General features: G+C 48.7%; 17 protein-coding genes. 1 reads left to right on the top strand and 16 read right to left on the bottom strand.

Annotated features, from left to right (window positions below; all coding sequences use genetic code 11):
* Positions 1 to 137: 137 nt before the first annotated feature.
* The 5 genes from bshB1 to BMY11_RS08375 all read right to left on the bottom strand — a co-directional run bounded on the left by bshB1 (position 138) and on the right by BMY11_RS08375 (position 3048).
* Positions 138 to 833 carry a bacillithiol biosynthesis deacetylase BshB1 gene (gene bshB1 / locus BMY11_RS08395; protein ID WP_090574023.1) on the bottom strand — a complete coding sequence of 232 codons (696 nt, stop codon included), beginning with the start codon at positions 831 to 833 and terminating at the stop codon, positions 138 to 140.
* The gene (locus tag BMY11_RS08390; RefSeq protein ID WP_090574022.1) at positions 833 to 1249 is read right to left on the bottom strand and encodes a methylglyoxal synthase; all 417 of its coding nucleotides are present in this window, start codon (positions 1247 to 1249) and stop codon (positions 833 to 835) included. Before BMY11_RS08390 ends, bshB1 begins: the two co-directional genes overlap by 1 nt.
* Positions 1250 to 1312: 63 nt before the next feature.
* Complete coding sequence (dapB, locus tag BMY11_RS08385) at positions 1313 to 2128, bottom strand: 4-hydroxy-tetrahydrodipicolinate reductase (RefSeq protein ID WP_090574021.1); 816 nt, start codon at positions 2126 to 2128, stop codon at positions 1313 to 1315.
* Positions 2125 to 2673 (bottom strand): tetratricopeptide repeat protein, encoded by a 549-nt coding sequence (locus BMY11_RS08380; RefSeq protein WP_090574020.1) that lies wholly within the window; start codon positions 2671 to 2673, stop codon positions 2125 to 2127. Before BMY11_RS08380 ends, dapB begins: the two co-directional genes overlap by 4 nt.
* 54 nt (positions 2674 to 2727) lie before the next feature.
* Entirely contained in the window at positions 2728 to 3048 is a 321-nt protein-coding gene (locus BMY11_RS08375) for a nucleotide pyrophosphohydrolase (RefSeq protein WP_256217382.1), read from the bottom strand.
* A 269-nt stretch (positions 3049 to 3317) separates the two neighbouring features.
* On the opposite strand from BMY11_RS08375, the gene BMY11_RS08370 reads away from it, so the two are divergent.
* Complete coding sequence (locus tag BMY11_RS08370) at positions 3318 to 4184, top strand: YitT family protein (RefSeq protein WP_090574018.1); 867 nt, start codon at positions 3318 to 3320, stop codon at positions 4182 to 4184.
* Positions 4185 to 4220: 36 nt separating this feature from the next.
* Here BMY11_RS08370 and BMY11_RS08365 read toward each other — a convergent pair whose 3' ends face one another.
* The 11 genes from BMY11_RS08365 to BMY11_RS08315 all read right to left on the bottom strand — a co-directional run bounded on the left by BMY11_RS08365 (position 4221) and on the right by BMY11_RS08315 (position 12541).
* Entirely contained in the window at positions 4221 to 5141 is a 921-nt protein-coding gene (locus BMY11_RS08365; RefSeq protein WP_177182560.1) for a sporulation protein YpjB, read from the bottom strand.
* 41 nt (positions 5142 to 5182) lie between these two features.
* Positions 5183 to 5818 carry a DUF1405 domain-containing protein gene (locus tag BMY11_RS08360; protein WP_371262770.1) on the bottom strand — a complete coding sequence of 212 codons (636 nt, stop codon included), beginning with the start codon at positions 5816 to 5818 and terminating at the stop codon, positions 5183 to 5185.
* A 74-nt stretch (positions 5819 to 5892) separates the two neighbouring features.
* Positions 5893 to 6771 carry a menaquinol-cytochrome c reductase cytochrome b/c subunit gene (locus BMY11_RS08355; protein WP_090574016.1) on the bottom strand — a complete coding sequence of 293 codons (879 nt, stop codon included), beginning with the start codon at positions 6769 to 6771 and terminating at the stop codon, positions 5893 to 5895.
* A gap of 22 nt (positions 6772 to 6793) precedes the next feature.
* Complete coding sequence (gene qcrB / locus BMY11_RS08350; RefSeq protein WP_090574015.1) at positions 6794 to 7465, bottom strand: menaquinol-cytochrome c reductase cytochrome b subunit; 672 nt, start codon at positions 7463 to 7465, stop codon at positions 6794 to 6796.
* A 16-nt stretch (positions 7466 to 7481) separates the two neighbouring features.
* Positions 7482 to 8012, bottom strand: coding sequence for a QcrA and Rieske domain-containing protein (locus BMY11_RS08345; protein ID WP_090574014.1), 531 nt, complete (start codon positions 8010 to 8012; stop codon positions 7482 to 7484).
* Positions 8013 to 8268: 256 nt separating this feature from the next.
* Positions 8269 to 8694 (bottom strand): DUF2487 family protein, encoded by a 426-nt coding sequence (locus tag BMY11_RS08340; RefSeq protein ID WP_090574013.1) that lies wholly within the window; start codon positions 8692 to 8694, stop codon positions 8269 to 8271.
* A 181-nt stretch (positions 8695 to 8875) separates the two neighbouring features.
* Complete coding sequence (locus tag BMY11_RS08335) at positions 8876 to 9058, bottom strand: IDEAL domain-containing protein (RefSeq protein WP_090574012.1); 183 nt, start codon at positions 9056 to 9058, stop codon at positions 8876 to 8878.
* Positions 9059 to 9327: 269 nt separating this feature from the next.
* Complete coding sequence (locus BMY11_RS08330) at positions 9328 to 10566, bottom strand: hypothetical protein (protein ID WP_090574011.1); 1239 nt, start codon at positions 10564 to 10566, stop codon at positions 9328 to 9330.
* Positions 10567 to 10702: 136 nt separating this feature from the next.
* Positions 10703 to 11290 carry a histidine phosphatase family protein gene (locus tag BMY11_RS08325; protein ID WP_090574010.1) on the bottom strand — a complete coding sequence of 196 codons (588 nt, stop codon included), beginning with the start codon at positions 11288 to 11290 and terminating at the stop codon, positions 10703 to 10705.
* A gap of 55 nt (positions 11291 to 11345) precedes the next feature.
* On the bottom strand, positions 11346 to 11948 hold the full coding sequence (locus BMY11_RS08320; RefSeq protein ID WP_090574009.1) for an anti-sigma factor family protein: 603 nt from the start codon (positions 11946 to 11948) through the stop codon (positions 11346 to 11348).
* Positions 11945 to 12541: an RNA polymerase sigma factor gene (locus BMY11_RS08315; protein WP_090574008.1), complete on the bottom strand. Its 597-nt coding sequence runs from the start codon at positions 12539 to 12541 to the stop codon at positions 11945 to 11947. Before BMY11_RS08315 ends, BMY11_RS08320 begins: the two co-directional genes overlap by 4 nt.
* Positions 12542 to 12887 lie beyond the last annotated feature (346 nt).

The following is a 12887-nucleotide window of genomic DNA, read 5'->3' as shown; positions in this document are numbered from 1 at the left end:
TAAATAATTCAGCTTTACATTCAAAAATAGAACAAGCTTACCAAGTGTAAACGGCTGTCGCCGTTCTTTCGGCAAAAGCCTACGTTTCGCGGAGACATTATTGAAATTTGTACGAGAAACTTAAAAATTAAAAAATGTTAAAATAAAGTTACCGCATGCGGGCGCCTAATTGCAAATCCTTCGCCGTATCCGAACCCTCTCATCTGTCCAAGCAGCATATCTCTTGCTTCAACGCGCTGGATATAGCGATCTGTCAGCGGGGTCCGCACACGGTCTTCGCCTTCCGCTGGCGGCGCGAATTGCGAGCGGTATGCTTGCAGCGCACGAATCTTCGTTTCCATATGCTCACTAATGTCCGTAATCAAGCTGACATCGTTCTGGTCATTGATGTAATAGAAGTACAGATGCTCGACTTGTACTGGCGGCAGCTCCGGCAAGTAATTACGAAGCTTCGCGTTGAAGACCGCCTCTTCGATCAGCCGGCTGCAGATGACATGGTCCGGGTGACGGTCCGACCAATACGGCGCGAACACGAGACGCGGACGAACCCGGCGGATTTCGGTGACGATTGCAGCGAGCTGCTCCGATGAGCCTGTTAAGCCCCGGTCCGGCAGTCTGAGCACGGAGCGATCGGATAGACCAAGCACCGCAGAAGCTTCGGCTGCTTCCTGCCGCCTCGTCTCCACGGTGCCGTTCGAAGACATCTCCGCTTCTGTTAAGTCACATATGGCTACTTTGTAGCCAGCTTGCACATGCTTGGCAATGGTACCGCCCATGCCAATCTCAACATCGTCGGGATGCGCGCCAAATGCTAATATATCAATCGTGCTCATCAATTCTCACCCGGCTTATATTTGTGGACGAGTTCCCGCCATGCAAAGTCGCCGCGCTGCAATGCGCGCACGAGCAGCTCGGCTGTTGCTACGTTAGTCGCCACCGGAATGCCCTGCACATCGCAAAGGCGAAGCAGTGCAATAATATCCGGCTCATGCGGCTGTGCCATCAATGGATCTCGCAAGAAAATAATAAGGTCCATTTCGTTCTGCGCAACGAGTGCGCCGATCTGCTGGTCGCCGCCAAGCGGCCCTGACATAAAGCGGTGGAGGGACAGCTTTGTCTGTTCCATAATGCGGGTACCGGTCGTACCAGTCGAATATAAGGTATGTCCATGAAACACATGCTCATAGGCCGTTACGAAATTGACCATTTCATCTTTCTTTCGATCGTGGGCAATAAACGCGATATTCATTCTCTAAGCACCTCTCTCGTATCCGCGGTTTCTCTCTATAGCAGCTTGCCAAGAGGGAAGCTGTTAGTCCATTAAATGCTCGAATCCATAAATAAGTCCCGTATAAGTCATTACTTTCTTGCATGCTACACTCACGCCCGGCATATATCCGGCACGCTCATAGGAATCATGACGGATCTTCAATGTTTGGCCGTATCCTCCAAACACCACTTCTTGCTGTGCAAATACGCCTGGCAAACGAACACTATGTATACGGAATCCATTATAATAGCCGCCACGTGCGCCTTCGATAACTTCTTCTTCCTTCGGATTGCCTTGACGGAGCTCTTGACGCGACGCCGAGATCAGCTCAGCGGTCTTGATTGACGTACCCGATGGCGCATCAAGCTTCTGATCGCCATGATATTCGATAATTTCAACATGAGGCATATATTTGGCAGCTTGCGCCGCGAATTGCATCATTAGAATGGCGCCAATAGAGAAGTTCGGTGCGATCAAGCCGCCGATTCCCTTCTCCTTACATAGCTCGTCCAGCTCAGTGATCTGCTCCGGCGTGAAGCCCGTTGTACCCATAATTGGGCGAACGCCATGAGCGATTGCCGTTCTAGTATTGCCATAAGCAGCATGTGGGACAGTGAAATCAACGAGCACGTCAGCGTTCGCCTCTGCAAGCGCCGCTTCAAGATCAGCGCTTACCGTTACTCCGCATGGCTGGAGTCCGACCAATGTGCCTGCATCGATCGGACCAGCGGAAGGTGATACCGCTGCAGCCAGTGTCAGCATTTCGTCTTGTAGTACCATTTTCACAACTTCTCTGCCCATTCGGCCGCTTGCTCCAACTACTGCAACGCGAATTTGTTCATTTGACACAAGTTTCACCTGTTCCTTCTCCGTTTAGTTCGCCCACTCTTCGCTCGCAGTGTCCGACTCTGGCGGTTCATATCTGCAAACAGCCTCCGGGCTGCGGAATGCTCCGGCTCGAGCCGAACTGCATCACGTGCGCAAGCGGCCGCTTCATCGTAGCGGCTAAGCGTCGCATACGCAGCGCCAAGCATGAGCAGCGCTTCTATATTAAGTGGGTCCAGCCTTGAAGCTTCGTGTAACAGTTCCAGCGCATCTTCGGTGCGCGCCGGACTGTTCGACAAGATGCTCTCCGCTTCAATTACGAGTGCTTTTGCTTTTACATTTTCCAGATGAAACTGGTATTCCATTTGTTCCGGATTCAAGCGTACGGCCTGCTCTGCAAGCGTAAGCGATTTCTGCCATTTTCCGCTGCGGGCGCAAGTGATGGAGCATTTGTAATACGCCGCTCCATTCGTTGGTTCCAGCGCAATCGCCTCTTCGAAGTGTAGGATTGCCTGTTCAAAATCGCCGCTTAGGATGGCTTCGTAAGCTTTCTTAATGCTGCTGCTATCTCCGTCCATCCGCCCATCCTCCTTGTACACAGGTTGATGGTACAGCATATGTAAGGAGGTGAGTTACTGTTCGACGTTTTTTCGCGTCCAACGATCCGCATCCCGAGTATTAAACTTATTCATAACGCGGTCATGCGCTTCCGCAAGATCGATGCCTAAAGAATTTGCGAAGCAAATGACGATAAATAGTATATCGCCGAGCTCCATCTCGATGGAATTATCAGCTTCATCCGCTTTCTTCGGCTTCTCGCCATAATGATGGTTCACTTCGCGCGCAAGCTCGCCTACTTCCTCGCTCATTCTCGCAAGCATTGATAATGGGCTGAAGTAACCTTCCTTAAACTGCGAAATATAGTCGTCAACCTCGCGCTGCAGGTCTGCCATCGATTTCTCAGACAACGTGTAACATCCTTTCTTGACATAATAGAATTTACATGCTTTACTTGTACAAATTTCTATCATGTCTCCGCGAAACGTAAGCTTTTGCCTCCAAAGGAGGGCGACAGCCGTTTTCACTTGGACAACCAACTTCTCTTCCCATATGTTATATCAAAGCGCTTTTGAAAACAATGCTTTTGACAATCCCTACAAAGAGACATACTATGTTATAGCCTTTATCATTTTGCAACCATTTGAAAGGAGTAGCATCTTAGATGAAAACCAATCTCTCTCAGCTCCTGCGCACACTTCCGCTAGTCATGTTGGGGACAGCCATCTATGCTTTTGGCTTACAGTACTTCGTTATACCTAATCAACTCATGGAAGGCGGCGTAACGGGCGTCGGGATTTTGCTAAACTACGCGCTCGGCTGGCCGTTATCCATCACTACACTCGTGCTTAATATTCCGCTGTACTTTCTCGGGTGGAAAGTGCTCGGACGATCGCATATCGGCTATACGATATTCGGATCCGTATCGCTCTCCGTATTTCTTGCTTTAATGGAGAAACTCATTTCCTCCGGTTGGATGGAGCCGTTCCGCACTTCAAACGATTACATACTTGCTGTACTGTATGCCGGAGTGACGCTGGGCAGCGGCCTTGGTATCGTCTTCCGATATGGCGGAACGACTGGCGGCGTTGATATTATCGCTCGGATTGCAACTAAAAAGAAAGGCTGGAGCATGGGACAAGTGATCCTCGTGTCCGATATCATCGTGATTGGACTCTCCCTGCTCTATATCCCGAAGGAGAAAGTGTTGTACACGCTCGTGGCCGTCTTTATCGCGTCCAAGCTAATTGACTTCATTCAAGAAGGCGCATATGCAGCTAAAGCCTTCTCCGTTGTAACGGATCATGGCGAAGAAATGGGTAAGCTTATTAACGAAACGATGGACCGCGGCGTCACGCTCTATCCGGCTAGGGGAGCCTATTCCGGCAAACAAAAAGAGGTCGTATACTGCGTCGTTGCCCGCCATGAAATCCGGCAGCTCAAAACGATTGTTCGCAGTATCGACCCACTTGCTTTTATCATTATTACCGACGTACACGAAGTGCTCGGAGAAGGCTTCAAGGAAGAATAGCCGCTCCTCTCCGTCCATCGCATCACCAAAATCCGCTTATTTAAACTTATTGCGGGACACCGATTCTCCCTCATCACGGTAGATGCTATATTTGCGCCAGCCCGCAAAGCCAAGAATGCCCATTACGAAAGCCGCGATGAACATTTCAACAATCTGACCGCTGCCTCTGCGATATTCGCCAATTGTCATACCCGGCGTTATCGCTTCGGCCAAGGCAGGTTGGCCATCCGATAGCCGGAACAGCCGGCTCGCAGCAGAATCAAGCCCATTCAGCGCGTATATCACCTCTTGCGGCTTCACCGTTCTCCCATCCACTGCTGCCAAGATCCGCTCCGTGTACGTAATTTGAGCCTTCACCGCTTGAATCTGAGCCTCATCGCGCTGCATAAGTGCTGCTATTTCGAAACGATCCATATGATCGCGATAGATATCCAGGTTCACTTTAGCCGCTGCTACATGGCCTTCGATCTGGGATTGCCAAGCAACTTTAATACGGTTCTCATCATCCTTCAGCACGCCTTCATATTGCAGCCATAGTGGTACTGTCGGACGATAGAGCGCATCACTCGCGAGCTTGAGTTTCGCTGCCTCGAGATACCATTGCTGACTCGCCCCTTTCTCAGAGACCCTTTGCTTCATCTGCTTCACGGTTTGATCGAATGCAGCCCAGCCCGCTTCTGTTCCATTTTTACGGACAGCTTCGTTTGCGCTCAGCCCTTCGATCCGCTGTAACAGCGTGTACACGACTTGACGGTTAGCATCGTTTGCAGCCGTATACAGCTGATCCATCAGCTGACTCAGCTTCGATAGCGGGCTGCTGCCCAGCTTGTCCGACGCCGTATTCTCAACAGCGGGAGTTGGTGCCGCAGCTGCAGCTTGCGAAGCGAAGCCACCCATCGCAAATACTCCTATTATCACTGCACTGCAGAGCAGCGCGAACAACGATGATGCTCTCATGCTCATCCCTCCCCTAATAATTTATGGGGGGATGTCCAATCTTAGACCTTTCTAAACGATATAAACAGCCACGTCAGCAGTAAGCTTATAACAGAGAGACCCATCGTAAACGATTGAATCGCTCCGATATTGTTCTCCAGCTCGTCCGGAAGCCACGGAAATACAAAGTAAGTGTAATCAATCGAATCATTGAGCAGCAGCCACACAAGCGCCAGAAAAGCAGCAAAGCGGCCAAAAATGAAGAAACGGATGAACAGCAGCGCTTCAATTGCCATCCCGAGGTGTGAAACGATGAGCATATAATGCTCCCATTGCAGCTGATCGCCTTGTGCCCCACCTGCCAAGATCATTGTGACCGCCCAAAATCCGTATTTGATCGAGGTTACGACGCCTAGCGCTTCAATAATGGTCCGAGCACCAATATAAATCGGAGTCGGCTTCGATAGCCGAGGGTAGAGCAGAAACAGTAACGATAAGGTGAAAAACAAGCTTGCTGTCGGACTGTCCGGCACGAAAATAACCTGCCATAGCGACTGGTTCTGAATCGTATATTCAATTTGCTGGCCATACCATATGTATCCGTATATCGTACCTGCCGCGTTAATCCAGAACAGCGTCCAAAGCATGAGCCGGCTCGTGAGCAGCTCTCGGCTTACCAATGCACTTGCAGCATTCACGTCGAACAACCCCTTTAACAATTTGAAAAAAACCTGATCGCTTAGAACGATCAGGTTTTAGTTTATGCTATAAGTTATGCTTTTTTCTGCTTAGCAAGCCAAGTCGTCAGCTGATCGATTTCCTCAGGGCTGAGCTTGTCTTTGAATGAAGGCATGTTGTTTTTACCGTTCGTTACGATATCAACAAGCTCTTCTTTGGAGAATTCATCGCCGATTCCGTGGAACGATGGAATACCTGCACTTTCATTACCTTTAAGGTCCGCGCCGTGACATGCCACGCATTGCGCTTTCTGTGTAATTTGAACAGCAGGATCGTCTTTATCCACGAGTGGAACTTCAACAGCAGCTGCTTCGCCGCCACCGCCGGATGCAGCTGCCTTCTTAGCAGCTTCCTCGGCTTTCTCTTCACGAATGATATGCTCTGGAACCGTGTTCGTCAGCTGCAGCTCGTGCTCATAGTGAGCCCACGATTGTCTTGTCAGGTAGAAGACAGAGATCAGCGACATAAACATCAGAAGCGCAGTAATTGGACGTCTGTAGAAACGACGCTCTTTGCCAGTATCCAGGAATGGAACCAGTAGAAGCGCGCCGAAAGCTATGCCAGGAATACCGACCGTACCGAGAACGACGTAGTCCTTCGATACGTATTGCAATTTCAAAAATTGATACAGGAACAGGAAGTACCAGTCCGGCATCGGAATAAACGCAGCATTCGTAGGATCTGCAGGGTAACCAAGCGGAGCCGGTTCTGCAATCGTCAGAACTAGAAATCCGACGAGAACAACAACACCTACCATCCATTCTTTCAGCAGGAAGTTCGGAATGAATGCTTCCGATTTGCCTGGGTAGGAAGAATAGTCAGGAGGGATAGACGGACCTGTCTTCGTTCTTTTACGAACCCGCGAATCACCAACGAATACGACTTTTTCGTTCGATTTGTGACCGTGTGCCATTCGCAATATGCCTCCCTTCGGCTTATAGTGGTCCCGAAATACCTTGCTTCCGGATCATAAAGAAGTGTGCCGCAAGAAGCGCAAGAAGCGCACCTGGCAGGAAGAAAACGTGAATTGCGAAGAAGCGAGTTAACGTTTCAGCGCCTACGATCTCTCCGCCTTGCATCAGTTCTTTGATATATGTACCGATATACGGCACGGATTCAGCGATTTGAATACCGACCTTCGTCGCGAAGTAAGCTTTGTTATCCCACGGAAGCAGGTAGCCTGTGAAACCAAGTCCGAGCATGATGAAGAAAATCAACATACCGACAACCCAGTTCATTTCGCGAGGTGCCTTATAGGAACCCGTAAAGAATACGCGAAGCGTGTGTAGGAACATCATTACGATTACAAGACTCGCGCCCCAGTGATGCATGCCACGAACGATACCGCCGAATGCAACTTTATGCTGGAGATAGTCGACCGACTTGTAAGCATTAATGATATCTGGAACGAAGTACATCGTCAGGAACATACCCGACAAAATTTGAATTACAGTGATGAAAAACGTCAATCCGCCGAAGCAATACACGAATGCAGAGAAGTGATGCGCAGGGTTTACGTGCTCCGGAACTTCGTGGTCCGCAACGTCCCTCCACATCGGCGTAATATCAAGACGTTCATCAATCCAGTTGTATACACCTTTCATCATCTGAGCTTACGCCTCCTTATTTCACCCGTGTGTTTGCTTTAACTGGGCCAAGATACACCCATTCATTCTCAATCTTCAAGTCATATTCATCGAGCGGCTTCGGAGCTACAACCAAGTTTTTACCGTCCTTGGTGTAATGTGCTCCATGGCACGGACAAACGTACTCGTTGTTCTTCTCCGTGTTCCAGCCAATTGTACAACCCAAGTGCTTACATACCGGGGACAAAGCGAATGCTTTTCCGCTGTCATCCTTGGAGATCCAAGCTGTCAATTCTGGATCGCTGACATACCAGCCGTCCACTTGGTGAATTTTGAACTTGAACTCTTGAGGTTCGTTCGTAAGTTTGCTTGCTTCAACTACTTTAATCCACGTTCCGGCTGCTTTCTTTTGCAGAATTGGATCAACCGCGAAACGGATCATCGGTAGTGACATGCCTGCAGCCATGAATGCGCCTGCGCCGCCGAGCGTATACGACAAAAATTGACGTCGTGATATGCCACGTTTAGCCGTGCTATCCGCTTTATCATGTTTTCCATGGTTACTCATCTTCTGTTCTACCCCCTTTGCTGAGCCATATCTTGTGTTCTGCCGGAGTAGGCAAAACATACGTTGAACTTGGACATTACCTATAATAGCCTAGGTCATATAGAGCGTCAAGAATATGGCAGGCGTTTTTGCTCATCTGTTCAAGAAGCCGTCTTCATTTTGTTGTCATTTTGTCACATTTAACCTTGTCTCTGGCTATGTTTTTCCCCAACCGCTGTCACCTTATGCGTATTCTGCCACGCACATCTTCCTACCCCTACGCTCGTCCGAGCCAAAGCTGTCGAACGGCATCATTCACGCTCTCAGCTACAGGCAATTCTCCTTGTTCATCAAGGCTGATGACGAGGTCTGCACCTGTCTCCGCGTGTGATTCAGCAGGTGCTGGAGTATTCATTACGATAATCACGTATTTAAAGCCTACTTGACGCAGATTACCGGTTAATATTTGCAATTGTCTCATAAGTTCTGGCGACCATGCGCCATATTGGCAAGCTGGGTAGGTAACGATTCTTCCTTTGAACGGAATCTCGATCAGATCGAGCACATCCCGCAGTCGTTCGAGTGCCGTCGTCGCCTCATGCGGCATCTCTGTTCCTTGCAGACCGGTTACAGGCAGAACCGCCGTGTCCAGATAAGGGGCAAGCTCTGCCCAACCGTCTGCACTTAAGTCGCTAAATTTCATTGAGTATTCACCAGTCCTTCATTATGTAAACAAGTGTCGAATTTCAACACTTCTCTACCATCCTACCACATTTTCGGAACACAAAAAACAGCCTGCACCTCACGACCTTACGAAATTTTTCATTTCGTGAAAGGACGATTATGCAGGCTATAGCCTATGCGGATGTTCATATCCGCGTTCATTATACGTATAGTGATTTCAGCTCGTCAGTCAAACGACGGAACGTATCTCGATCGCCTGATGCAAGCGCCTCATCAATGGCTTGATAAAGCTTATCCCTACGGAATTTGAGTACAGCTTCATCGAGTAACATTTCTGCAGCGAGCCCAAGCATCACTTCGTACGATACTTTCATTTTGTCCATAGGATACACCTCCAACACCGCGTTTAAGAGATCCTATAATCCTTCCTTAGGCGCCAATAGCTTTCCATCCGATCTGTGACGACTCCCGCAGGCGAATAAGTGAAAGCATATAGGTGGGTACCATCTGTCTGTTACCCTTTACTAATACAAACCGGCTGTACGTTATCATATTCATCTTGCCAGCCACCGCTAAGGACGATGGCCCTCTCGCATGCACGAATGTGCTGATGCCCAGATTTGACTGATCTAATCTGATCTACTCTTTCTCGTCAGCTGTTCAAAATAATCGCTTCATCATCAATGCTCAGTCCCGCAACCATCGTGCGGCCAAGCGGTGTCATCCGAATGACTTGTCCATGCTCGTGATGATCGCCAATGCGCAGAAGGCCAAGATGCATCAACATACTAATTAATCGCTGCTCGAGAATCGTTTCCGGTTGGTCGTAGTAGAACGGTTTGATGTAAGGTTTCAACGTACTGTGCATCGTATCTGCACTGACCCAGCTTCTTCCGAGCTTATCAATCCAGTGAACAATCGATCTGATATTCGGAATTGGCCCTTTGTACAGCCGCAGCCAAAATTGATATAGCTTGTCCGACGCCTCTGGTGTGCGAAGCTCTTGTCGCTCTTTACCCGCAGCTGTCAATTCGAGTCCGGTGCTCGTTTCCGTTATCCATCCTTTATAGAAGCAATAGTCGTAGAGGAGCGAGAGTCGGTTCGGATATTCCTTCATTCTTCTGCCATATCCGAAGCGCCATTCTCCCTTGACAGGCAATTGCTCCTTCACCCCGAACAGCTCCAATAGCTGTAAGACGTTCCGCTTGTACATAAAGCCTTCGCTCGTAAGCGGAATTTCATTGAGGTGAACGTAGGTGAGCAGTTGTGCGACATCTTCGCCCATCAGCATCTGTTCATCGCGATAAGCATGTGGTTCATCGCCCGTATATACGACTTGGGAGACAAGTCTGCGTTCCATCGTTTCTTTGAATCTTTCCTTCAAGTCTGCAGGCACTTGGAACAAATAACGATCGGGTCCAGCATAACCATTGAATAGCCAACCGTATTGTTTGAACCTGGAGATCGTATCGCGCGGGCCATCCTCCTGCACTTGCTTCTCTTTTGATGCCCGGCTTTTGTTTGATAGTTTAGCAGCTTTGTTCTTTGCGGTTTCGGTTTTCTTTGAGACTGGTAATGCCTTGCTTCCATCATCTTCGCCTTGTTTCGCTTCTTCCGCAGAACTTACAAACCGGCTCTGCTGTACACGTGCTACTAGCTCTTCCAAGCTGAACGCATCTCTGGCATCAAAAAGAAGCGAATTGATAAATCGCAGATCCTCCAGCTTCATCGCGCCAATCTGTGCTTCAAATACATCTCTTCGATTCACAGTAGACAGAATCGACTGGATGAGATCATTCTTCGAATTCCCGTTGCACTCACATTGATAGGTCGTCGCAATCCGACTTAGCTGTCCAATATCCGCATAGCTAAGCATATCTGCTAAATTCATATACAGCCCTCCGTTCCAAGCGCCTCACAGGTTTACTACCATTATGGGAACATTGACGAAAATTATAACCAGAGCAATAAAAAAAGCCGTCCACCCTCTTAGAAATTCGAGGATTGACGGCTGCTCTATATATTAGTTAGTTCTGTAACTGTTCCAAATGAAGCGTGCAATTATGGAGAAGCGGATTCCAGTTTGAATCGATACGTTCCATAATAGAGAAGGACAAATTGTGAATCGGCTTATCAGCAAGCTCCGTGCACATCGCCTTAAGCAGCTGGGCTAGCAAGCTGCCATGTGTAACAACAAGAATGTTCCGCGCCTCGTTCGCTGCAGCCGTCTCTTCGACGAAAGCGAGCGATCTCTCGCGTACAGAAGCATCGCCTTCCTGTCCGCAGTCGCATCTCTTCCATTCCGGACCCCAACGATTCAGCCTCTCCGCTTCTGTCGTTCCTTCTATCTCGCCGTAGAAACGCTCCCGAAGCCTTGGATCAGGCGGTAGAAGAGGAATTTGAAGCGCCTTCGAAATAACGGCTGCTGTCTCGATGGCTCTAGACAAGTCGCTTGAGATGATAGCGTCCCATTGCATCGCTTCGTGCTGAAGACGATAAGCGAGCGCGTGAGCTTGACGGATACCTTCATTATTGAGCGGGATATCGGTTTGACCTTGTATTCTGCCAAGTGCATTCCAATCTGTCTTGCCGTGCCGAATCAATCCGATTCTCAAGCTTTCGCTCCCCTTTTCATGACAGTCTGAAAGATATGTATGTTGGAAATCCAGCTTAATTCCGAGTACGTGAGAACCAGTTAAGAATGAGCAGCGTGACTATGATTCCTAGCAGCGACAACGCCACATAGTATTGCGGAACCGTTGGTACAATATTCAGTACAATTGGATCACTGATGCTCGCTACCGGTACGTCCGCGTAGAAGTCAGCGCTTATAACGGTGCTGTCTGTAGCCGCATTCGCAGTCTCCAGAAGACCAGTCAGCTTGGCCACTTGGGCAGATGAAGCATCATTCGTCCCCGTCAACAAGTAAAACAAGCCACATACGAACATAGCCATGAAACAAGCGATAATTAAGGTAACGTTTCTGCGGAATGATCTCGTGAACTGGTAACTCCGGTTCGGTACAGGCATGTACCAGGATTGTTCGTTATATATACGGTCCATGACGCCAAAATTCACATGGTCAATCGCACCGATTTCATCTGAATCTTCTGAGAAGACGCGAATTAGCTGTTCGCTCTCTTCCCAAATTTGAAACTCCTCCCTGCATGCTGCACAGGTTAGGAGATGTTCATCGACGGACTTGCGTTCGATGTCGTCCTCCGGCAAATCCCAGTAGACACCAAATAATTGCCCGGCTTCAAGGCATTTCATCGCATTTTCATCCCCTCGTATTCCTCCAGCATCGGCGACTCCCCGAAATACGGCTCAAGCTGTACTTTAACACTGCTGCGTGCTCGAAACAGAAGCGACTTGACGGAGCTAACCGTCTGACCTAGAATGCTGGCAATCTCTTGATAATCCAGCTGGTCATACTCCCGTAAAATAAGCGCGGAACGCTGTTTCTCCGGCAAACTGTTTATCGCTTCACGAACCATCGACATCCGTTCGTTCTGCAGCAGCCGGTGTTCCGGCACTGCATCTGGCGGAGCAATCGGAATGAATCCGACTTCATCGAAGGACACGCTGCCTGCTTTTTGCTTGCGCAGTTCGCTTAGTACCGTATTTCTTGCAATGGTGTACAACCAGGTAGAGAAGGAAGCATCGACTTCCCGGAATGAATGCAGGCTACGATACGCCTTGTAAAACGTCTCAGAGCATAGATCCTCTGCCAACAATTCAAGCTTCGCACTCTTTAACATGTGGTAGATGAAGGCAAGGATTTTACGTTGGTAGCGCCGCATCAATTCCGAATATAGCTGTATGTTTCCATCTTTGATTTCGCGTATAAGCTGGGAATCCGTCATCGCGGGCGACCCTCCTTGGCCTTAGGAGTGCTCCCGGTTCGGTATAACATTGTACCGAAACGAGAGTGAAAAGTTGCGCGATCCTAAACAAAAAATTAATTCATTCTAAAGATCACTATTAAATTCGTGAAATGAGTCCAAAATCCTGCTTCTTTCGACATGAAAGTCGTCCCCATTTTTTTACAATCAACACGCCAATTGTATCATGAAACCTTTTCAGTAAGGATAAATTTTTTTCAAAGCTTTGTGCCGCAAACGCACCGTATTCTCATTACCCACAACAATAAACGGATGAAACGATTGAAATGTTCCAATTCCGCCAAAAAAAAGGCCGCCCTATTAGGGC

This window comes from Paenibacillus sp. OV219, assembly GCF_900110075.1.
Classification (GTDB): Bacteria; Bacillota; Bacilli; order Paenibacillales; family Paenibacillaceae; genus Paenibacillus_Z.
The sequence above is the reverse complement of the archived record's forward strand: the minus strand, read 5'-3'. Positions and strand labels throughout refer to the sequence as shown.